At 53.2% G+C, this 21564-nt stretch carries 17 protein-coding genes; 6 read left to right on the forward strand and 11 right to left on the reverse strand.

The genetic code is table 11. The features are described from left to right. Nucleotides 1–39 precede the first annotated feature (39 nt). Complete coding sequence (locus TH63_RS15855; protein ID WP_048921805.1) at nt 40–459, reverse strand: hypothetical protein; 420 nt, start codon at nt 457–459, stop codon at nt 40–42. 234 nt (nt 460–693) lie between these two features. Between TH63_RS15855 and TH63_RS15860 the strand changes: the two genes are divergently transcribed. The 3 genes from TH63_RS15860 to TH63_RS15870 all read left to right on the forward strand — a co-directional run bounded on the left by TH63_RS15860 (nt 694) and on the right by TH63_RS15870 (nt 2804). Continuing rightward, the gene (locus TH63_RS15860; protein WP_082161758.1) at nt 694–1509 is read left to right on the forward strand and encodes a metallophosphoesterase family protein; all 816 of its coding nucleotides are present in this window, start codon (nt 694–696) and stop codon (nt 1507–1509) included. Between the two features lie 5 nt (nt 1510–1514). Further along, nucleotides 1515–2135, forward strand: a complete 621-nt coding sequence (locus TH63_RS15865; protein ID WP_048921807.1) for a hypothetical protein — start codon at nt 1515–1517, stop codon at nt 2133–2135. Nucleotides 2136–2276: 141 nt separating this feature from the next. Continuing rightward, nucleotides 2277–2804 (forward strand): CopD family protein, encoded by a 528-nt coding sequence (locus TH63_RS15870; protein ID WP_048921808.1) that lies wholly within the window; start codon nt 2277–2279, stop codon nt 2802–2804. Nucleotides 2805–3117: 313 nt separating this feature from the next. Here the strand turns inward: TH63_RS15870 and hemN are convergent, their stop codons facing one another. From hemN to ruvX, 9 genes are all read right to left on the reverse strand, one after another. Beyond that, a complete protein-coding gene (hemN, locus tag TH63_RS15875; RefSeq protein ID WP_048921809.1) occupies nt 3118–4515 on the reverse strand; it encodes an oxygen-independent coproporphyrinogen III oxidase in 1398 nt (465 codons plus the stop codon). 220 nt (nt 4516–4735) lie between these two features. Beyond that, complete coding sequence (locus TH63_RS15880; RefSeq protein ID WP_048921810.1) at nt 4736–5284, reverse strand: REP-associated tyrosine transposase; 549 nt, start codon at nt 5282–5284, stop codon at nt 4736–4738. A 201-nt stretch (nt 5285–5485) separates the two neighbouring features. Then, on the reverse strand, nt 5486–6685 hold the full coding sequence (locus TH63_RS15885) for a homogentisate 1,2-dioxygenase (protein ID WP_048921811.1): 1200 nt from the start codon (nt 6683–6685) through the stop codon (nt 5486–5488). A 123-nt stretch (nt 6686–6808) separates the two neighbouring features. Continuing rightward, entirely contained in the window at nt 6809–8482 is a 1674-nt protein-coding gene (locus TH63_RS15890) for a S41 family peptidase (protein ID WP_048922902.1), read from the reverse strand. A gap of 134 nt (nt 8483–8616) precedes the next feature. Continuing rightward, complete coding sequence (locus TH63_RS15895) at nt 8617–9246, reverse strand: hypothetical protein (protein ID WP_156180652.1); 630 nt, start codon at nt 9244–9246, stop codon at nt 8617–8619. Between the two features lie 171 nt (nt 9247–9417). Then, the gene (locus tag TH63_RS15900; protein ID WP_048921813.1) at nt 9418–10203 is read right to left on the reverse strand and encodes a hypothetical protein; all 786 of its coding nucleotides are present in this window, start codon (nt 10201–10203) and stop codon (nt 9418–9420) included. Nucleotides 10204–10303: 100 nt separating this feature from the next. Continuing rightward, nucleotides 10304–11260 carry a zinc dependent phospholipase C family protein gene (locus TH63_RS15905; RefSeq protein WP_048921814.1) on the reverse strand — a complete coding sequence of 319 codons (957 nt, stop codon included), beginning with the start codon at nt 11258–11260 and terminating at the stop codon, nt 10304–10306. 1034 nt (nt 11261–12294) lie between these two features. Beyond that, nucleotides 12295–12861: a peptide deformylase gene (gene def / locus TH63_RS15915; protein ID WP_048921816.1), complete on the reverse strand. Its 567-nt coding sequence runs from the start codon at nt 12859–12861 to the stop codon at nt 12295–12297. Next, nucleotides 12858–13277 (reverse strand): Holliday junction resolvase RuvX, encoded by a 420-nt coding sequence (ruvX, locus tag TH63_RS15920; protein WP_048921817.1) that lies wholly within the window; start codon nt 13275–13277, stop codon nt 12858–12860. Before ruvX ends, def begins: the two co-directional genes overlap by 4 nt. A 197-nt stretch (nt 13278–13474) precedes the next feature. On the opposite strand from ruvX, the gene TH63_RS15925 reads away from it, so the two are divergent. The 3 genes from TH63_RS15925 (at nt 13475) to TH63_RS15935 (ending at nt 19176) form a co-directional block, all read left to right on the forward strand. Next, nucleotides 13475–15043, forward strand: coding sequence for a serine hydrolase (locus TH63_RS15925; protein ID WP_048921818.1), 1569 nt, complete (start codon nt 13475–13477; stop codon nt 15041–15043). 280 nt (nt 15044–15323) lie between these two features. Beyond that, nucleotides 15324–18311 carry a M16 family metallopeptidase gene (locus TH63_RS15930; RefSeq protein ID WP_082161759.1) on the forward strand — a complete coding sequence of 996 codons (2988 nt, stop codon included), beginning with the start codon at nt 15324–15326 and terminating at the stop codon, nt 18309–18311. A 172-nt stretch (nt 18312–18483) separates the two neighbouring features. Next, on the forward strand, nt 18484–19176 hold the full coding sequence (locus TH63_RS15935; RefSeq protein ID WP_156180654.1) for a class I SAM-dependent methyltransferase: 693 nt from the start codon (nt 18484–18486) through the stop codon (nt 19174–19176). 102 nt (nt 19177–19278) lie between these two features. Here TH63_RS15935 and TH63_RS15940 read toward each other — a convergent pair whose 3' ends face one another. After that, entirely contained in the window at nt 19279–21546 is a 2268-nt protein-coding gene (locus tag TH63_RS15940) for a TonB-dependent receptor (protein WP_048921820.1), read from the reverse strand. Nucleotides 21547–21564: the final 18 nt, after the last annotated feature.

Here is a 21564-nt window from a genome sequence, read left to right on the forward strand (position 1 = left end):
TACTCCTGTTTTAAAAACAGGGTCTGCCCAAGGCAGGTACTATTTTCTTCGGGAGAAGGAGTTGACGGTAAACCAACCATTTGCAGGCGTGGGGGCCATTAGGTTTACCTCTAGTAGGTCCTGTACTTCTATCTGCCGTTCACCCTTCTCTACCAACTTCATCCCCGCCGGGAAATACACCTTAATTATTTGCCCTTCGCCAAAGGCGTCCTGAAAACCGGCGCCGTAGCCCATCACCGCCTTTACCCTGGCTTCTGCCTGGCAGTTGCCTTGGGCGCATGCCGGGCCTCCGGGGGCAGACGCAGTTAAGATTTTTGAGACCTTAATAAGCACCTGGGCCGTGCCGGGAGCAAGGGGCGCCGGTACCTCAATGGCAGGTCTGGGCCGCCCAGCCTTCCCTTTAGACAAAACACCCCCCTGCGCATCTTGCGCCTGTTTTACAGACCCAGAATCTTTCATTTGCTTACATGCTGTATTGCATATAACAGACAAGAGAACAATTGAAATAGTGCGATGCAGAGCGGCCATTCTTTCACGTAAAAACAAATATATCTATATAAGTCAAAGCATTAGGCATTAAAAGACCTTTTATTTTGGTTTTTTCAGGTACTATTGTACCCTTTTAACACTTAGGCCACAACCCTTCTCGCCAGAAATGGTATAGGGGGATATTTATTACTTTTCATTTTTCCCATGAACGTTCCTATGCTTCGCTTGTTTGTCAGGCGAGTGGCCGTACTCTTTTTAGTGCTCCTCCTTTCCTCCTGTGACGCTTTTCAGAACCACCCGTATGAGGGTAAGCTTGAATTCAAAGACGTGACAGCCGAGAACGTATCCAGAATCAAAGCCCTGGAAGCCCGCTACGACGCCCAGACTCCTCTCCGGTTTGCCTTCACCTCAGATACTCAGGGATTTTTTGATGAGACCGAGGACATGGTCAAAGACATGAATACCCGTGACATTGCCTTTGTCCTGCACGGGGGAGATTTAACCAATTATGCCTTTACAGATGAGTTTGAGCGCATGCACCGGGTCCTGTCTAAACTGAAGGTGCCGTACGTGCCGGTTATAGGCAACCATGACTGCCTGGGCGACGGGGACAAGGTGTACAAAGAGATGTATGGGGCCCTTGACCATTCGTTTACCTTCGGGGCCAATAAATTCATTTTCCTGAACACCAATTTTCTGGAGTTTGATGAAAGCGTCCCAGACATTGGCTGGTTGGAGAAGGAACTGCAGACACCCGCGCATATCCTCAATAAGTTTGTGATTTCCCACATGGTGCCCAGCAACCAGGAAGCGAATAAGGCCAAAGAACACGCCTATGCCTACCTTATGCGCAAGTACGGCGTACGCCTTTCGCTACACGGCCATACCCATTATTATCGGGTGGACCAGCCTTACAATGACGGCATTACCTATGTAACCGCAGCGGCTTCGCAGAAACGGAGCTACGTGATTGTGACCGTAATAGGCTCCCAGGCTACCTTTGAGAAAATAGAGTTTTAGCCTGTATGCGCCATATCACCCACCTCTGTCTACTGCTTTGCCTTACCCTACCCTTGCAGGGCCTGGCGCAGGATGACACGCTTAAAACTGACAAAGTGGACCGCCCCAAGAACAGCCGCTGGGCCCCAGACTACCTGGTCATGCAGCACGCCGGGCTAATCGGTGTTCTATCGGCGGGCATCGGTTATGACTTTGGCAAGCATGACCGCACCAACGCTGAGCTCATGTATGGCTTCTCGCCCAACCATGGGTTCAAGAACACCACCCACACGTTTACCACCAGAATCTACTACCAATCGCACCCCAAGCCCCTGTACAAAGATTTCATGATCAGCTGGATAAAGGCGGGCGCCGGCATTAGCATGACCATTGGCGAACAGTTTGAGACCTTCTTCCCCAAGAAATACCCCAACGGCTACTACATCTGGCCCACGGCCACCCGTATACTTCCGTTTGTGGGCTCCTCTTTGGGCAGGAATTTCAAGGGCAGAAACCGGCCTATTTACGGAGAGTTTTACGGCGAGATTGGCAGCAGCGAGGTCATGATCATTGACAAGTACCGCAACAAAGGCATTTCCATCCCAGACATTCTCAACCTGGCCGTGGGCGTGCGCATGACTCTGTAACGCTGTTTTGGGCCTGTTTTCCAGAAAACGGGCCCGAAACAGGAATTTGCCCTTTGGCTAAACATCCTGTAGGTTTCTAAGAGACAACCTCCCATTTTTGCAGGAGAAAGCCCCGGCTTCTTTTCCTTAGCAGCTATTCTTATGAGTTACTCTTACCTGAAAGCCCTGCACATCATTTTCATTGTGACCTGGTTTGCCGGGCTCTTCTATATTGTGCGCCTGTTTGTGTACTACGCCGAGGCCGCCCAAAAACCCGAACCCGAGAAAAGCATTCTGCAGAAACAGTTTGCGCTTATGCAGCGGCGCCTGTGGTACGGCATCACGTGGCCCTCGGCCATTATCACTGTCATTTTAGGTTTGAGCCTATTGCGGTTTTACCTGCCTATTCCTGCGTGGCTCTGGATGAAACTGGGGTTTGTGGCCGGGTTGTTGGCCTACCAGTTTTACTGCCAGCGTATTTTCAGCCAACAGCAGCGCGGCGAGATACGGCAAAGCTCCACTGCCCTTCGGGTCTGGAATGAGGTGGCTACCCTCCTACTGGTAGCCATTGTATTTTTGGTGGTGCTTAAAAACGGCCTCAGCGCTACCTGGGGCGTACTGGGTTTCATAGCGCTCTCCGTGCTGCTCATGGCCGCCATTATGGTGTACAAAAGGCTCAGGAAAGATTAATTTCCTCCTGGTGAAGCACGAGTCCTTTCGTGTGTGGTTTCCAGGCAGTCACGGTTGTTGATGAGAACACCAACAATGGCGGTCAAGTAAGGAGAAGACCAGATAGGGGCATAAAAAAGTGTCAGGTGTTGCACCACCTGACACTGCTGGATGACTAAGACAAAATCCTCGCCTTCCCTCTCACCATTACTAACAAACAAAATATCTTTTCGGCGGGCACCGATTCATTCCTCTGATTTCTTTTGGCCCAGGCACGGCCTGATGGTTTCTGTTTTAGGCCCGTTTTTCAGAAAAAGGCCTTAAAACGCATTGATTAAACTGCCTTACTAAACATCGGCTTGGCTGGGCCTTCTGCCGGGGTAGCCTTCAGGTAAAGGTCAAAAGCGGCACACACGGAGCGCAGGAACCGGCGACCGGTAGTAGTTAATTTCAGTTCATTTTGGCCCAGTTCAATCAGGCCATCGGCGGCCAGGTCTTGCAGGGCGGGCACTACTTTCTCCTCGATAAGGGCTAGGGCCGGGCTGTCTTGCCAGTTGGTCTGGCCGTTGCAGGCAATGTCCAGGATATGGCGGCGCATCTGTACGTCCAACTCGGTTAACAGGTAGCCTTTCATGACAGGCCACTCGCCCATTGCCAGCAGGGCGTAATATTCTTCCACCGTTTTCACGTTCTGCACATACCCGCGGTACAGGTCACTGATAGCCGATACGCCCAGGCCGACCATCAACTGGGTCTGGTTGGTGGTGTAGCCCATAAAGTTGCGGTGCAGGCGGCCTTCGCGCTGGGCCACGCACAGTTCCTCCTCAGGAAACGCGAAGTGGTCCATGCCAACGTCTTCATAACCGGCTTCCAGCAGCATAGCTTGCCCTAGAGTATAGAGGGCCAGTTTCTCATCTTCCGCCGGAAGGTCTTCTTCTGAGTACGCCCGCTGCGATTTCTCTTTCCACGGCACGTGGGCGTAGCTGTAGTAGGCAATGCGATCTGGTTTCAAGGCGATGACCTGCCGGAACGTCTCCGCAATGCTTTCCTGGGTCTGGAACGGCAGTCCGTAGATCAAGTCATAGTTCACGGAGGTGTAGCCTATCTCCCGGGCCAACTCAGTGGCCTGCACAAGGTTCTTCAGGGGCTGAATACGGTTAATGGCTTTCTGCACTTTCTCTGAGAGGTCCTGCACGCCGTAGCTTACCCTTCTGAAACCAATGTCATACAGGGCCTGGAGGTGCTCAGCGGTAGTGTTGTTGGGGTGCCCTTCAAAGCTGAACTCATGCTGCGGGTGCACATCGGCGTTGGCCAGCAGCTTGGTCAGAAGATGGGTCAGGTTCTCGGGGCTGAAGAAGGTGGGTGTTCCGCCGCCCAGGTGTATTTCCCGGATGACCGGTTTCTCTGAGAACAGGGCCAAGTATTTGTCCCACTCCTGCAGAATGGCCTTGAGGTAAATGGGTTCTACACCGTGGTTTTTGGTGATGCGCTTGTTGCAACCGCAGTAGGTGCACAGGCTTTCGCAGAACGGCAGGTGCAGGTACAGGCTAATGCCCTCATCTTTGTTAGAAGCGGTAAACGTAGACAGCAGCGTTTCTTGCCAGGCCTGGGTAGCGGGCAAGGTATTGCCCCAAAAAGGCACGGTAGGGTAACTAGTGTACCGGGGCACCGGCACATTATATTTCCTGACTAAGTCTGAAGACGAAAGGGAAGAAGTACGTTGCAAATCCATGACACAAAGGTAGGCGCCCGCCTCCCCTTCTGCACTGGAGCCCCGTCACCGAAAAGGGTGATCTTCATCACTTTACTCGTTTATGCTATGCTGAGTGAATTAGAATTGAAGAGGTATTTTGGGGCTGTTTCCCAAAAAAAGGCAAGAAACCACTTCTCCCGCAAGTTTAGCGCCAGCGTAACTTGTGGGTAGCTAATTTGGAAGTTTATAAACTTCCTTCCTACTGCACTAACATTACCTCCACCAGCCCTTTCTGCCCGGCATAATCGCGGGCACTGCTATAGAGATAATGGTCCGGCTCCTCTACCCAACCTGCTTCTACCGGATTCTGGTGCAGATATTCCAGCCGCTGCTCCAGTAATAGATTAGTGCTTAATTCAATGGGGTGGTTGTGCTGTTGCCAGAATTGATACTTCGTATTGTTTGGGTTTTGGCTACCGGCCCGCTCAAACATCCAGAGCATCCAGGCCCGCCGGCTCTCGTGGATATTCCCTTCAATAGCTTTGGTCAGTTCTTTGGAGGTATGCCGCTTCAGGTCCCGCAAGATATACTCTAGTTTTTCTCCGGTTGACCCGATGATGAGGTGCGCGTGGTTGGACATGAGGCACCAGGCATACACCTCCAGACCCTTGTGCTTGATGCAGTACTTCAGGCTTTCCACAAAGATGTCTTTGTATTCCCTTCTTGTAAACACATCAATCCAGTTCACGGTGGCGAAGGAGACAAAGTACAGGTAATGCTGGTTTCTTACTTTGTAGCTGCGGCTCATAGGGGAAGAAGTAAGTTTATAAACTTACTGCACTAGATACCCACAAGTTACGCTGTCGCTAAACTTGTGGTGAATAAACGAGGAAGTTTATAAACTTCCTTTAAAACATAATTCTAGAAAAGGCAGAAGCCTCTCCTTTCGGAGAGGCTTCTGCCTTCAAATCCATTTCCAGCCTGTTTTCCCAAAAACAGCCTCAAAACGCTAATCCATCATATCGGCCGGTCTTGGCGCTCCTGGAGCTACGTCTGGGTTCCAGCTCATGGGGTAGTTCTGGTCCAGCAGTTCCAGGGCTTCTACCGTTAAATACAGCGGCTTAAAGGTGTCAATCATGACGGCCAGTTCATGGGTTTCTTTCTTGCCTATGCTGGCTTCAACGGTGCCGGGGTGCGGGCCGTGCGGAAGGCCGCTGGGGTGAATGGTGAACGACGCGATGTCAATGCCCTTTCTGCTCATGAAGTTACCGGCCACATAGTACAGAATCTCGTCTGAGTCTACGTTGGAGTGGTTGTAGGGCGCCGGGATGGCCTCAGGGTGGTAGTCAAACAGGCGGGGCACGAACGAGCAGACCACGAAGCCCTGCGTCTCAAAGGTTTGGTGCACGGGCGGTGGCTGATGAATGCGGCCGGTAATGGGCTCAAAGTCATGGATGGAAAAGGCATAGGGGTAAAAATAGCCGTCCCAGCCTACCACGTCCAGCGGAGAGAAATCATAGTGGTACTGGTGCAGAAAGCCTTCCTTCTTGATCTGGACCAGGTAATCGCCGGAGGCGTCATCAATCATCAGTTCATGGGGCGGACGGATGTCGCGCTCACAGTAGGGCGAGTGCTCCAGCAACTGCCCGAAGTGGTTGCGGTAGCGGCGAACGGTTTCCACGGGGCTATAGCTTTCGGTGATGAGCAGGCGCACGGGGCCTTCGTTCCACTTCCATTGGTGGATGATGGTTCTGGGGATGACCACGTAATCGCCGGGCTCCACTTCCAGGCGTCCCATCTGGGAGAGCAACACCCCGGAGCCTTCATGGATGAACACAATCTCATCGGCCAGGGCATTCTTATAGAAATAGGTCATCTCACGTTCCTGGGGCAGGCATATGGAGATGGTGCAGTCATTGTTCATGAGCACCGTCTTGCGGGCACTCAGATAATCCTGGCCCGTGCTCTCGCCTTTGAAGGGGCGCAGGTGGTAGGGCGCCAGGGGCACGTCTGACTTAACCGGACCGTAGGGCACCGGCTCCCCTATGCGCGTGATGCGGGTGGGCGGGTGGTTGTGGTAGAGCAACGAAGAGACGCCCGAGAAGCCGAGCGTGCCTACCAGTTGCTCATGGTACAGCGTGCCGTCTGGTTTCCGGAACTGCGTGTGCCGTTTGCGCGGGATGTTGCCTAACCTATGATAATATGCCATGTCTGTTCAATGAGGGTGGTTCCTGAAATACGTGGTCCATTGCTGGATTGGGTGAATAAGTTAGGAGTTCCTGCCCATAAACAAAAAAAGCGCCGCCGGAATAATTTCCGGCGGCGCTTTTGGTTACTTTTTGGCGGTGGTGGTCACTTTGCCAAGGCTTATCTGTTTGGCCTGTTCAAAAAGCCCCAGGGCCTTCTGGAAATCTGGGTCAATCTCGTTCAGGACCGGGTAGAAGCCTTCGGCCTCGTAGCGGCTGCGGGCAATGAACGCCTTGAGGTTATTCTGGATGGTTTTCTCTGACCGTTTCAGCTCTGCGTTGTCTATCTTGATATCGGCGCGCTTGGCCTGCTTCAGGAGAGAGGCCATCATAGCATCTGTCACCTGGAACGTCTCCCTGAAATCTGTGAGCGTAGTGGTTTCCAGTTGCTTGCGGTGCTCCCTGAAATAGTTGAGGGCGTATTCGCGCAGTACGTTCTTGCGGTACAGCTCGGTCAGCAGCTCCGTGTTATCTGTGGTGTCACGGGGCACGAACACGTCTGGCATGATACCGCCGCCGCCGTACACTACCCGCCCGCGGCTGGTTTTGTATTTAAGCGAATCATTGAACTTGATACTGTCCTGGCTGAAGAACTCGCCGTGCTTGTAGCGGTTGGCCATGTCCTGCTCATAGTCCTCAGTAGATTCTGGGTCATACGGTTTCTGGATGGAGCGCCCGCTGGGAGTGTAATACCTGGAGATGGTGAGGCGCAGCTCAGAGCCGTCTGACAATGGGATAGGCACCTGCACCAGCCCTTTCCCGAAGGAACGGCGGCCCACGATCAGGGCGCGGTCATGGTCCTGCAAGGCGCCGGCCAGAATCTCAGACGCCGAGGCGCTGCCTTCATTGATCAGCACGATCAGGTCGCCGGTCTCAAAATCGCCCTTCATCTTGGCATAATAGTCGGCGTCATATTTAGAGCCTTTGCCGTCTGTATACACCAGTTTTTTGTTTCCGGCAATGAACTCATCGGCCATGCGGGTGGCGTGGTCCAGATACCCGCCGGGGTTATCACGAAGGTCCAGGATGAGGCGCTGCAGGCCTTGCTTTTTCAGGCCGGCCAGTTTGGTTTTGAACTCCTCATAGGTTCCGTTAGAGAAACGGCTTACTTTAATATAACCGGTCTGCTTGTCAATCATGTAAGCGGCATCTACAGAAACAGACGGAATCTTACGCCGGATCACGGAGAATTGCACCGGCTTGGTTTCATTGGGGCGCAACACGGAAAGGTTCACCTTAGAACCCCGCGGGCCTCTCAGTTTCTTGAAAACCACATCATTGGAAATGTTCACCCCGGCAATGTTCTCACCGTTAACTTTAATGATCTTGTCTCCGGCCTGAATGCCCACCTGCTCAGACGGACCACCGCTCAGAGGGGCAATCACGTACAGGGTGTCTCTGAAGATGTTGAACTCCACGCCAATGCCATCAAAGTCGCTCTCTAAGTAAGAGCGCGCCATGGTCAGGTCTCTGGTAGGAATGTAAGAGGAGTGCGGGTCCAGTTTCTCCAGCATTTTGTTGATGGCGAACTCAGACAGGCGCTCGGTGTTCACGGTGTCTACGTACTCGCGGTCTATGTAACTCAGGATCTCCCTGAATTTAAGGTAGCCTCGGGCCGTGCCCTGCGGATTGTTGGTACTGGGTTGAAACAGGGTAGCCCCCAGTAGAATGCCCACTGCAACCGCCAGTCCTAAAAAAAACGGCAAACGCACCTGAAATAAAGAGTTCTTTATTTTCGGGTGATCAGTATTCTCGCTCATATTATTCATGTGGTCATGTTTCAATCTTTTCCCCTTCTTTAATGAATGCTTTTTTACCGTAGGCTAAAACAAACTCTGTAAAGAAGTCCTCTAATATAGTACAAATTTTTATTAATAATAGTTGCTTAAGTGCTTCAGCCTTTGCCGGATAGGCGCTGCGCCATTTTCTTAAGCTCGCGGGCATAAATCTGCCGGTAGCTGCCGTTGCGGGTGGTGGTATCTGCCGCAGACAGAATAGGCCGCGCCTGCACCCGTGTGGCGGTTACGCGGGCTACCTGGGCAATGCGGTCATCGTCCCAATACCCTTTTAAGGCGCGCAGGCATTTGTAGATCAGTTCAGAATCTTCAGACTTGGCCTCTACCAGTTGCTCGGTGTAATACCCTATATTTTTCAGCACCGAGGTGTTGCTCATGTCCTGGTAATAATGCGGGAACAGCTCATGCCGCAGCATCTCATTGGCCGCCTGCTGTTGCAAAACAAACAGGTAGTCTTTCTGTGCGTTCTGCAAAAGCACACCTTTGATGTCAGCGTGTTTATCGGCCCAGTTGCTGCTTTCTGCATAGTCAGCCGATATACGGGCTATCTCTTCAAACGGATTGGGCGTCACCCCGGCCGGGGGTGTCAGGTTTTGGTACTTAGACCCTTTGGGATAAGTGATCTCATATTCCGGCTCTTTGGGTTTGGCCGCGGCTGCCTGTACCGAGTCTGGTTCAGACGCCGCCACAGATGTAGAATCTGAGTTGGTTTTCTCTTTTGTGGCCATGTCTCTAAGCATCTTCTCACAGGAAGATAGGCCCAGAACCATCATAAAAGCGCCTAGAAAAGCGGCCCCTCGGGGAAATGAAAATACCATTTAAAGATTGTAATACGCTTGCTAAAGCAACGCGGGAGGAACAAAAAATTATATCTGTTGCGCCTAAAGTAATACTTTAACTCAGTTAGTGGAAGAAAGTAGGTTAGAATCTTTATCCACGGGTTTATACACCCTCTTATCCACCGTGTTATCCACGTTCTGGTTTTCTTGAAGCCTGTTGCTCAGCTTGGTGAGTTCGCGGGCATAGATCTGCCGGTAATAGCCCGCCACGGTGGTTGTATCGTTGGAGACCGATGCGGTTACGGTCTGCACCTGTTGGGCCGTGGCCTTCGCCAGGTGGGCAATCTGTTTCTTAGGCCAATGTCCTTTCAAGGCCTGCAAGCCCATGTACACCAGCTTGGCATCGGCGGAGCCGGCTTCTACCAGTTGCTGCGTGTAAAAGCCAATGGCTTCCAGCATGTCTGGCTGCGTGGGGTCCTGGTAATAGTGCGGGAACAGTTCACGGCGCAGCATCTCATTGGCCGCCTGCTGCTGTATCACGAAGTAATAGTCTTCCTTCTCATACTTAGCCAGGAGCAGCCGCATGTCTGTGTCTTTGCCCGAGTAGTCACGCACGGGGCCGGTCTCCCGCACCAGGCGGGGCACTGCCAGAAATGGATTAGGCGTGACGCCGGGCGGCGGAGTCAGGTTCTGGTAAGGAGAGTTCTCTGGGTAGGTGATTTCCCACTGCGGTGCGGAGTGCTGCAGAGTTGCGTTAGTCGTACTTGCAGCTTGCATGGATTGGGTAGGAATGGAGGAATAGGCCGCCGCTCTTTCCCTGGCCGGCTCTAACCAGAACCGCTGCCAGGCCAGCAAGGCTATCCCGAACCCAATCAAACCAATATCAACCTTCAGGCTACTTCTCATGCTAAGACCCTTCCAAGTTTACATATCCTTTCCCTGCGCGGCATCCTTACCCTAAGATACGTTTTTTACCTGATTTCCATAAAACGGCTCTAAAACACCTTTAGTGTTCCCGCTCGTCATGCTCACCGGTTTCATAGCGGGTCTTTTCCATTTCCAACTGCTCGCGCTGGGCGGCCGTGAGCGGGGCCAGGTTCTTGAGGTCGGGTTGGCCGGCGTTCACCCAGGCAGTGTACCAGTAACTGGCCACCATGTGCACCGCCAGCCGCATCTGCCGTTCCACCTGCCCGTGCAGCCCCTGGTGGTACCCTCGGCTGAAATCACGGGAATACACTTTAACGGTAGTGGCTCCGCGCTCTTCGATGCTGTATTTTTTATCCTGGGGCAGGGTCTGGGTGAGTTGGCGCTCCACAGAGAAAACGCTGTCCAGGGCGGCATGCGAGCGGGCCACAATTTCCCAGGCGGTGTTGCCAGGATTCTTGAGATACTGGGCCTGCCCTAGAAAGAAATCATAGTCTTGGCTCCAGAGTTCCGGCAACCTGCTTTCCCAGAGGCCATGGATGCCGCGCTGGTTGGTGAACTGGCCATTGTAGTTGCGGGTGGTATGCAAAGGCACGCAGGCATCTGCCAGGTAATGCCCCAGCTCCGCGGAGACTCTGAGAATGCGTTGCAGGTCATGTTGCTTGAAGGCCTCGGTGAGTTGGTATTGCATGAAGTTGATGTGCCAGGGCACGATGCCATGCCGCTGCAAGGTGTCTAAGGGTATTATTTTAAGCGCCTCTTCCCAGCGCCGGGGCAGTTTCTGCAGCGCACTGTCGCCGTACACATCTAAATCTATAAAGTGCCTCGCCCCTTCCTCAGGTACTGCGTAGCGCCGCTTATCCGGGGCCACGGCCTGCTCTGTGATGTAGGGCAGGTGCTGTTTGTAGAAGCCTATCATCTCCGGGGGCAACGTGAATACCGCCTGCCGGTTGATGCGCTGGTGCGCGTAGAAGCCCCAGGAGAAAGCGGTAGTAGTAGCCGCTAAGAGCAGAGAGAAGAGGAGCAGGGTTCTTCGCATGGAGCGTTATACGATTAGAGCCATCAGGAGATAGTCTTTTCTTCTCTCAAGAAAAGACTATAACCATTATTCCGGCCTATATTTAGAACATCGGAACCCTTTAATGTAAAATTGCATTCCTTTAAATCATCTTCCCCTTTTCATGAGAATTAAAATAGATGTACAACAATCAATCAAAAGCAGAAGATTAAAAGTTATTCATCGAGGATACTCATACTTATTCCATTCTTTTATATTCCTTCTTCTTACTACAGTTTTAATATTAACCGGAATACTTTTCCCGGTATCTCTCCTGGTTCAAAACAAAATAGAAGACAATGTTGCCTTTTTAATTGTCTTTTCACCTTTTATTTTCTTAGGGCTTACCTCTCTACATTCTCTCTTATTTGACAATTACCTAACCCGAATAAAAGGCCTTGACCAAGAAAGGAACCGGGAATTGATGAGAAGTATTTTAGAAGGTAGATTTCGTGTGCATATCAACCCTGACCACACCAGCATTCTTAGAATTCACAAGCCACCAACTTTCTGGAAATTCGGAATGCGGGTCATCGTTATTTTCCACGACACCAATATCTATATCAACATTTCCAGGTTCAATTATAGAGGCCTAAAGTCTATTTTTCATTTGTGGTACGATTACTTAAAGATTAGAAGCATTAGCAGAGAGTTTGATAAACAAACCTGGAAGAAGATATAAAGCTTCTGCCCTACTGGCGCGAGTCTTCAGACTCGTGACTTGGGATAATGGGTAGTCTGGAGACTACCCTCGCTGCGTAGCAGCGACCCCACGTCTGCTAGTCAATTGCCCTTTGCCAGTGGTTGCCCGTGAGTCTTCAGACTCACTTCATCCTTCGTCACGAGTCTGAAGACTCGCGCCAGTTAGTTTATTTAGAACCTCACTGGTGTTCCTGTATCAAGCCTCTTTTCCTCAAAACACCCCAAAAACAAAGAACCCTCCCGGAAGCATCAGTTCCAGAAGGGTTCTTTTATATTATATAACAGTAGGTACTCTGTCTAACGTATTTGCAGGCTTACCGTTTGCCTAAACCGGCGAATTTCATGCGGTAATCGGCGTCTACCTCACCTTTGGAAATTTTGGTGAGGCGGCCTTTGAGCAGGCGTTTTTTGAGGGCCGAGAGGTGGTCGGTGAAGAGGATGCCTTCAATGTGGTCATACTCGTGCTGGATCACGCGGGCGGTCACGTCATCAAAGTCATCTTCGCGCAGGGTCCAGGTCTCGTCATAGTACCGGATCTTGATGTTTTCCTGGCGCCACACTTCCTCGCGTACGCCGGGTATGCTCAGGCAGCCTTCGTCAAAGGCCCACTCGTCGCCGCTTTCCTCTACTATCACGGGGTTGATGAACGCCCGTTTTACACCTTTTTCTTCTTCGCCCTCGTCCATGAACGGCTTGGAGTCAATCACAAACAGCCGGATGCTTTTGCCAATCTGGGGGGCGGCCAGGCCTACGCCATGGGCGAAGTACATGGTCTCAAACATATCGGCAATGAGTTTGTCCAGCTCGGGGTAATCTTTGGCTATATCCTGGGCCTTGGTGCGCAGCACCGGATCGCCGTAGGCAACAATAGGGTAAATCATAGGTATTGCTTGCTCTCTAAATAACTCTGTAAAATAATGGTGGCGCTTATCTTGTCCACGGTGGCCTTGTTGGCCCGCGCTTTCTTGCCCAAGCCCATGTCTATCATGGTCTGGAAGGCCATGCGCGAGGTAAAGCGTTCATCATGAGTGGTCACCTTTAAACCCGGAAACAGCTTTTGAAGTTTCCTCACGAAGCCCACCACGTGCTGGGTGTTATTGGTGTCTGAGCTGTCCAAATGTTTGGGCATGCCAATGACCACCTCGTCTACCTCTTCCTTCTGGAAATAATTGGCCAAGAACGCCAGCACATCTTGGGCGTGCACCGTGTCCAGCGCCGAGGCAATGAGTTGTAGGGGGTCTGTCACCGCCAGCCCCACTCGCTTTACCCCGTAATCTATGGACAAAATTCGCCCCATGGTTTTTTCGTTTTAACACTGTTTTCAGGAAAATAGCCCAAAAACGGCGCCGGGGCCTGGGGCAGGTGATGGTACCTGCTTGTAAAGCCCTGACAAAGGTAGCTATTATTCTTAAAACCTGTCCGGCACCGGAGCCTGACCGCTTTTACCCAATTACTCTTTTGCCTACCTTAGTGGGTGAAACGAACTTCTCATCCATGTCCCTGACCTCTTCCCGCCGGTCAATCCGGCTTTCTTTGCTGGCTCTCTTTCTCTGGAGCCTCTCATTGCCCGCCTTTGCCCAGGCAGATTTACAGAAACTGGACGCTTATTACCAGAAGGCCCTTAAAGACTGGAACGTGCCGGGCATGGCCATCGCCATTGTCAAGAACGACTCGGTGGTATTTGCCAAAGGCTACGGCGTGCGCGACCAGGAAAAAGGAGGAACCGTAGACGCCAACACCCTCTTCGGGATTGCCTCCAACTCCAAGGCCTACACAGCCGCGGCGCTGGGCATGCTGGTAGACGAAGGCAAGCTGAGCTGGGACGACAAGGTGGTCAAATACCTTCCCTATCTGCAGCTCTATGACCCATACATGACGCAGAACCTGAACATACGTGACCTCCTGAGCCACCGCGTGGGCCTGCAGACTTTCTCCGGGGATCTGCTCTGGTACAACACCACCTACAGCCGCAAAGAGATTCTGCAGCGCGCCCGCTACCTGCAACCCACCTACCCATTCAGGGGCGGCTACGGGTACTCCAACCTCATGTTCATCGCCGCCGGCGAGGTGATAGAAGCCGTGTCGGGCAAGACCTGGGAGCAGTTTATCCAGGAGCGTTTCTTCAAACCGCTGGGCATGACCCGTTCTTATATTTCGGTGAATCAATTGAAGGGGCTAGACAATGTAGCTGCACCGCACGGCAACCCTGCCAAAGAAGGCGACACACCGGTACCCACCGTGCTTACCGCCTGGGACAACTGGAACCCGGCCGCCGGTATTTTCACCAGCGTAACCCAAGATGCCCAGTGGCTGAAACTGCAATTGAACCGGGGTACCTACAAAGGCCAGCGCCTGTTCTCTGAGGCCGTGAGCCACACCATGTGGACCATGCACAACGCTACCCCGGTCTCGCGGCAGGCCGAAGTCAGCAACCCTACCACCCACTTCAGCGGGGCGGGCCTGGGATGGATGCTCAACGACTACCAGGGGCGCAAGATAGTGTCACACAGCGGGGGCCATGAGGGTATGAACAGCCGCACGCTGCTGGTACCCGAAGAAAAGCTGGGCATTGTGATCCTGACCAACAGCATGAGCAGCATCACGGCCCCGCTCGCCAATTACACCGTGGACCAGTTCCTGGGCATTGCCAATGGCCGTGACTGGAGCCAGTACAGCCTGGACCTGGCCGCTAAAAACCGCGAAGCCCAGAAAACCGCCGAAGCCAAAAAGCCCAAAGTAAAACTGCCCAAAGCCAAACTTACCCGCGACCTGAGCGCCTACGCCGGCACCTATACCAGTCCACTTTACGGCAACGCCACGGTGGCGGTACAGAACGGTAAACTGGTGCTGAGCCTGGCCGCGGCGCCGGCGCTGGGCGGAGAACTTAGCCTTTGGCAACCAGACATCTTTGACCTGGCCTGGAAAAACAACTTCGCGCTGCTCACCCCCACCAAAGCCCGCTTTCTGCCCGGACCAGACGGCACCATTCAGGAACTGCGCCTGGACGCCAACAACCCAGACTTCCATTTCTCTGAACTGGAGTTCACGCGGGTGAAACTATAGAAGAAGCTTGCACTGTGCCCGCCAGGCTAACAGAACCCTGCTTTCCAGGCGGGGTTCTGTTTTAGGGCCGTTTTTTGAAAAACAGATTAAAAACGGGAAAGGCTGTAAGTTTTCACCTTTCCCCACGACTCATGCAGCGCCCCCTGGCTAACCGGCAGTTGCTGGCGCTTGCCTTTATTTCACTTAGGTAGAGGAACCTTTTATAGCTAAGAATTGTGCAAGCAATTCCTAGGTTAAGTCCTTACAATTCGGCTTTCAAACAACACAAACACTTTTAAGCATGTCAAAAAAGACTACTCTGGCCATTTTGCTGGCCGCCGCTATGCTTACCCAGGCACAGGCGCAGACGCAGAAAAAGGCCGTTCCGGCCAAAAAGGCCACTACTACCGCTGCCGCCTCCCAGAAAGGCACCCGCAAACTGGAGACCGTGACCCGCAAGCCCGGCGATCTGGTGATCCCGTACGAGAAATACCAGTTGCCTAACGGGCTTACCGTGGTGGTACATGAAGACCATTCAGACCCAATTGTGCACGTAGACGTGACCTACCACGTAGGCTCGGCCCGCGAAGAGGTAGGCAAGTCTGGCTTCGCGCACTTCTTTGAGCACATGATGTTCCAGGGCTCAGACAACGTGGCCGATGAGGAACACTTCAAGATTGTTTCTGAGGCCGGCGGAACCCTGAACGGATCTACCAACCGTGATCGCACCAACTACTATGAAACGGTTCCCAGCAATCAGTTAGAGACGGCCATATGGCTTGAGGCTGACCGCATGGGCTTCCTGCTGGACGCCGTAACCCAGAAGAAATTTGAGGTGCAGCGCGAGACCGTGAAAAACGAGCGTGGTCAGAATTATGACAACCGCCCTTACGGCCTCACTTATGAGAAAACCTCTGCCGCCCTTTACCCTTACGGCCACCCGTATTCCTGGACCACCATTGGGTACATTGAAGACCTGAACCGCGTAAACGTAAACGACCTCAAGAACTTCTTCCTGCGCTGGTACGGCCCCAACAACGCTACCCTTACCGTGGGTGGTGACGTGACCCCGGCCCAGGTGGTGAAATTGGCTGAGAAATACTTTGGGGCTATTCCTAAAGGACCAGAGGTGAAGAACATGAAACTGGCGGCGCCCGTTCTGGCCCAGGACCGTTACCTCTCTTACGAGGACAACGTGCGGTTCCCGATGGTGCAGATTACCATGCCTACCGTACCTGCCAATCACCCAGATGAGCCGGCCTTAGATGTGCTTTCTAACATCATTGGCGGTGGCAGAACCTCTATCATCTACCAGAACATGGTAAAAACGCAGAAGGCCAACCAGGCCGGCGCGTACCATTCTACCTCTGAGCTGGCTGGCGAATTTACGCTATCTGCCCGCGTGCTTCCTACCCAGAACCTGGCTGACGCTGAGGAACAACTGCGTGACGCCATTGCCGAGTTTGAGAAAAAAGGCGTCACCGATGAGGATATTGCCCGCTTCAAGGCTTCTTATGAGTCTGGTGTGATCAACAGAATGTCCAGCGTGTCTGGCAAGACCTCTACCCTGGCCGCCAACCAGTTCATGACCGGCAACCCTAACTTCCTGGTAAAGGAAAGACAGGCGGTAATGGCCGTGACCAAAGCCGATGTGCAGCGCGTGTACAACCAGTACATTAAAGGCAAGAAAGCGGTTATCCTGAGCGTAGTGCCTAAAGGAAAAGGCGAGTTAGTGGCCAAGGCCGATAACTTCAAGGTGAACCCAGCAGGTTACAAAGCCCCGGCAGACCAGTACTCCGGCCTGAAATACGTAAAAGCCCAGGACACCTTTGACCGCAGCAAGCGCCCAGGTGCTGGTGCTGTTCCTTCTATCACGGTTCCGCCGTTCTGGAAAGAAAGCCTGGCCAACGGCATTAAGGTGATAGGTGCTAAGAGTGACGAGGTACCAACCGTAACGTTACTGTTCACCCTGCAAGGCGGCCACAAGCTGGAGGCCAATGACCCTTCCAAAGCAGGTGTGGCTTCTTTGACAGCCTCTATGCTGAACGAGTCTTCCCAGAAAATGACGGCTGAGCAAATCAGCACCGAGCTGGAGAAATTGGGCTCTTCCATTGGGTTTGGCAGTGGTTCTGAAAGCATGACCGTGTCTGTGCAGTCACAGGTGAAAAACCTGGACGCCACCCTGGCCCTGCTGGAGGAGCGCATGTTCCGTCCTAAATTTGATGCCGCTGATTTTGACCGGTTGAAGAAACAAAGACTGGAAGCCATCAAGAGCCAGAGCACTCAGGCCACTACGGTAGCTGACAACGTGTACAACAAAATGCTCTACGGCGAAGGCAACATCCGCGCGATTCCGGTAACCGGCACCGTGCAAACCGTAGAGAACATCACCCTGGATGACGTGAAGAAATTCTACGCGAACTACTTCTCGCCAAGCGTGACCAACCTGGTGATTGTAGGTGATGTGGAGCAAAAGCAGATCATGCCTAAGCTGGCTTTCCTGAACAAGTGGGCGCCTAAGCCGGTGACCATGCCTTCAGACTTCAAGACAGCCGGTATAGACAAGACCAAGATCTTTATTGTAGACAAAGAGAAAGCCGCCCAGTCTGAGATCAGAATCGGGTACATGGCCTTGCCGTATGACGCCACCGGAGAATACTACAAAGCCGGTTTGATGAACTACGTGTTGGGTGGGGCTTTCAACAGCCGCATTAACCTGAACCTGCGCGAAGACAAAGGCTACACCTACGGCGCCCGCTCCGGCTTCTCCGGAACCGAGGAAGCTGGTCCGTTCACCGCTTCAGCAGGGGTTCGTTCCAATGCTTCAGATGCCTCTGTAGTGGAGTTCATGAAGGAGATCAAGCGTTTCAGAGAAGAAGGAATCACCGATGAGGAACTGGCATTCATGAAGAAGGCTATTGGCCAGTCAGATGCCCGCCGCTATGAGACCTCTTTCCAGAAGGCTGCGTTCCTGAACAACATCCTGCGCTATAACCTGACGCCAGACTACGTGGCTAAGCAGAACGAGATCCTGCAGAACATCACCAAAGAGGAAATCAACACCCTGGCCAAAAAGTACCTGCCCGTTGACAACATGAGCATCATGCTGGTAGGTGACAAAGCCGCTATCAAACCAGGCCTGGAGAAACTAGGCTATGAGGTGGTAGAAATGGACGCTGAAGGTAGCGTGATCATGGCCAAGGCCGACGCCCCGGCAGCAGCCCCAGAGGTGAAGAAAGAGGAGCCCAAGAAAGACCGCAAAGCCAAAGTACAGGGCAAGATCCTTTAGTGCTTAACACACTAGCCGGCTAACCCCGGCAGAGAATACGTTTTAAAGGCGTTTTCGGGAAAACACCCCGGAAACGCCTTTTTTCATGCCCTGTTTTTCCTGAATGTTAATACTGGTTATGAGCGGGTTACCTCTTCGCCCTGGCGGAATCAATAAGAAAAGGGACAACGCCATGAACAGATTCCTTTCCTTCTGTACCGCTATTTTCCTGTGGCTAGGTTTCACAGCCTGTTCCTCAGAGCCTGCTCTCCAGTTTGAAAACCCGCAGCCCCTTAACGCCCCGGAGTTGCAAGAATTCCCCGCAGCCCTGCAAGGTGAGTACCAAGACCCGAAAGACAGCACCATCCTTCTGGTCACCGCCACGGCTGTTATCCAAAAGGTACGGTTTGAGGTCCCTACCTCCATTCAGGAAATGGATAAAGATTCCATTCCTTATCAGGTGAAAAATGACACGTTCTACTCTTCTGACTCGCCGGAAGGGTTACCCGTTCTGCGCAGCACGCCCGATTCCCTTTTTCTGCTGGTCACCCTCACAGACACGCTCTTTGTGCAGAATGCCGCGCACCGGTTGCGCAAGTGGAAAGGAGCCTATTTCATGAACCAGCAACTGGCCCCAAACCGTTGGAAAGTCTTGTGCCTGAAACCTGTGGGCAGAAAGAAAATCCAGCTTTTATACCTGAATGATTCTGTGGATTTGGTCAAGATGCAGGAGATACTTACGCTGCGGAAAGAAGAGAAAATTTACCTGGCCAACCCATCGCAAAAAGAGCTGCGCAAGTTCTTACGCCAGGGCGGCTTCCGGAAACGGGAAACTTTTACCCGTGTGCCGCCAAGCCAAGTTCCCAAGGAAAAGTCTGGCATCTAAAGTCACATAAAGCATACTCCCCATCTTTGGTCAGGAATAGGATTTCTGTTTTAGGCCTGTTTTCTCAAAAACAGGCTTAAAACAGAAATACCAGAAACTTCCTTAGAAGCTTTTCCTTAGCTGCAGGCCGCCGTAGAAATTTCGGCCCGGGGCCGCCTGGAAATACCGCCCGCCGAAGCCGTTCAAATCATTACCCAGGCTGTAGTCTTTATCCGTGGCATTGTCCAGCCCACCGTACAGGTCCAGGTGCCAGGTCTGGTGGAACGTGCGCCTGAAGCCGGCCCGGGCACCCAGAATGAAATAGTCAGGGGCGTACACGGTATTGGCGTCGTTCAGGGGAATCTCAGCGGTGTAATTGGCGGTGGCGTTGAGGTAAAGGCCTAGTTTGCTTTCTACGTCAAGACCTGCCACGGCCACGTGCGAGGCGGTACCGGTGAGGCGGTTACCCGAGAAGTCATTCTCGTTTTGGCGGTAGTCCAGGAACCGGAAGCGGTTATAGGTATAGGTGCCCCACACCTTCACTAATGGCAGGGCGGCCTCAGGAGCTTTTACCACGTCATACCCCAGCGCCACCTCTACCCCCTGCTGCCGCGTGGCGCCGGCATTGGCGAATACCACCACCCCTGAGGAAGTGGTGCGGCTCACAATGGTTTCCTTCAGCTTAAAATGGAACCCTACCACATCAAAGGTTAGACGTTGGTTGAGCAGACTGCCCCGTACCCCGGCTTCATAGTTCAGCCCGCGCTCGGGCTGCAGGGCGGTGTTCAGGCTACCGTCAGAGGGGCGCACCTCTGCCTCCGTGGGCGGAGAGAAACCGGCACTCACGCTGGCATGCGCCGACAAGGCCGGCAAAATCACTTTTACTAACCCTACGCGTGGCGAGAACTGCGTGTCAAAACTCCGGCGCTGCCGATAGGCGTCAGGTCTTGTGGCGGCGTCCGAAACCCGGGTAATGTCATACTTCAGCGTGTTCAGGCTGGCTCCTAAGGTTAACAGAAATTCCAAAGGTAAATCAAGTTCGGCCTGCCCGAAGACAAATCCTTCGTTCACGGCCACCTCATCGTCATAATTCAGCTTGCCGGGCGTGCCTTTGGCGTTCACGTACTGCCGGGCATTCACAAACCTGTGCTGGGCCTCGGCACCCAGGGAAAACCGGGCGGGCAGGTTGGCTATTTGCGTGCGGTAGGTAGTGCGGGAGCGGCCTCCAAAACTCTGGTTCAGGTTGCGTTCATAATCCGTCACGAAGGGGTGGTTGAGGAAACTGAACACGCCAAACAATGAGGTGGTATTGCTCCAGCGGTCGTTGAACTGGTAGGTATACACCAAACCTAGGTTCAGGCCTTCCACGTTAAGCGACGCATTCTGGTCTTTGTTTAGTTGACGGGCCGCCCGTGGGTTGGCGTCAAACTGGGCCTGGGTCAGTGCGCCGGGCAATTCATAGAACAGGTCTGAGTACAGCGCATGAAAAGACAGAGTTTGCTTCTGGGTGGGGTAAAACTGGCCCGAGAGCAGGAGCGTCTCTCGGTCCATGGCGCTTTGCTCGCGGTAGCCATCCAGGGTCTGGCGGTCATAGCGCAACAGCAGGTTAGATTTCTCTGAGGCCACGCTGGCGGCGGCAAACCCGCGGCGCAAGCCATAAGAACCTACCAGGCCACCGGCCATCACGCTGCTCTCCTGGGGCTTTACCGTTTCCAGCAGAATGGTGCCCCCGGTCCCGGCCCCGTACACGCTGCCCGCCGGACCTTTCAATACTTCCACATGGCCAATGGTGGCGGCATCCAGCATGTTCAAAGGAATGGTTCCGTTGGCTTCTACCAACGGTATTTCATTGAGGTACACTTTCACGTTGCGCACGCCGTAAGGCGCCCGCAGGCTACTTCCCCTAATGGAAATGCGGTAGCTGGCCGTGGCCCTTTCTTCCATGCGCACGCCCGGCAAGGTATTGAGCGCCGGCACCAGCGTGGTCTGCGGAAACCGTTCCAGGTCGCGGGTGGTCAACAGCCCAATGGCCCCGGCGGTTTTCTGGAGCGGCCGGTTGGTTTCATAGCCTCGCACCACCACTTCCTGCAAGGCTACGGCCAGCGGCTCCAGCATTACCACCAGCTCGCTTTTGCCCGGCGGCGCGACCAGCCTTTGCGCCCGGTGCGAGGTGGTGCGCTGCACCAGCAGAGAGTCAAAGCGGGAGGCCAGCAAAAGTTGGAAAGCCCCTTCTGCATCAGCAAGCACCCGGTTCCCGGTTCGGATATCCGTTACCACGGCCCCGGCCAACGGCTGCTGCGAGCGGGCATCCAATACCCGACCAGTCACGGTGACCTGCGCGAAGGCGGGCAGAAAAGTAAGCAGGAACAGAAAGGTAAAAAGGTATTTCATAGGTGTGTTTGTCATAAG

Source organism: Rufibacter radiotolerans, assembly GCF_001078055.1.
GTDB lineage: Bacteria > Bacteroidota > Bacteroidia > Cytophagales > Hymenobacteraceae > Nibribacter > Nibribacter radiotolerans.

Bases quoted from the DNA above. Each gene is read 5' to 3' on its own strand.
- def (WP_048921816.1), bottom strand. From the start codon at position 12,861: ATGATTTACCCTATTGTTGCCTACGGCGATCCGGTGCTGCGCACCAAG.
- TH63_RS15855 (WP_048921805.1), bottom strand. From the start codon at position 459: ATGAAAGATTCTGGGTCTGTAAAACAGGCGCAAGATGCGCAGGGGGGT.
- TH63_RS15940 (WP_048921820.1), bottom strand. From the start codon at position 21,546: ATGAAATACCTTTTTACCTTTCTGTTCCTGCTTACTTTTCTGCCCGCC.
- ruvX (WP_048921817.1), bottom strand. From the start codon at position 13,277: ATGGGGCGAATTTTGTCCATAGATTACGGGGTAAAGCGAGTGGGGCTG.
- TH63_RS15860 (WP_082161758.1), top strand. From the start codon at position 694: ATGAACGTTCCTATGCTTCGCTTGTTTGTCAGGCGAGTGGCCGTACTC.
- TH63_RS15905 (WP_048921814.1), bottom strand. From the start codon at position 11,260: ATGCGAAGAACCCTGCTCCTCTTCTCTCTGCTCTTAGCGGCTACTACT.
- TH63_RS15930 (WP_082161759.1), top strand. From the start codon at position 15,324: ATGTCAAAAAAGACTACTCTGGCCATTTTGCTGGCCGCCGCTATGCTT.
- TH63_RS15925 (WP_048921818.1), top strand. From the start codon at position 13,475: ATGTCCCTGACCTCTTCCCGCCGGTCAATCCGGCTTTCTTTGCTGGCT.
- TH63_RS15895 (WP_156180652.1), bottom strand. From the start codon at position 9,246: ATGGCCACAAAAGAGAAAACCAACTCAGATTCTACATCTGTGGCGGCG.
- hemN (WP_048921809.1), bottom strand. From the start codon at position 4,515: ATGGATTTGCAACGTACTTCTTCCCTTTCGTCTTCAGACTTAGTCAGG.
- TH63_RS15870 (WP_048921808.1), top strand. From the start codon at position 2,277: ATGAGTTACTCTTACCTGAAAGCCCTGCACATCATTTTCATTGTGACC.
- TH63_RS15865 (WP_048921807.1), top strand. From the start codon at position 1,515: ATGCGCCATATCACCCACCTCTGTCTACTGCTTTGCCTTACCCTACCC.
- TH63_RS15880 (WP_048921810.1), bottom strand. From the start codon at position 5,284: ATGAGCCGCAGCTACAAAGTAAGAAACCAGCATTACCTGTACTTTGTC.
- TH63_RS15890 (WP_048922902.1), bottom strand. From the start codon at position 8,482: ATGAGCGAGAATACTGATCACCCGAAAATAAAGAACTCTTTATTTCAG.
- TH63_RS15885 (WP_048921811.1), bottom strand. From the start codon at position 6,685: ATGGCATATTATCATAGGTTAGGCAACATCCCGCGCAAACGGCACACG.
- TH63_RS15935 (WP_156180654.1), top strand. From the start codon at position 18,484: ATGAACAGATTCCTTTCCTTCTGTACCGCTATTTTCCTGTGGCTAGGT.
- TH63_RS15900 (WP_048921813.1), bottom strand. From the start codon at position 10,203: ATGAGAAGTAGCCTGAAGGTTGATATTGGTTTGATTGGGTTCGGGATA.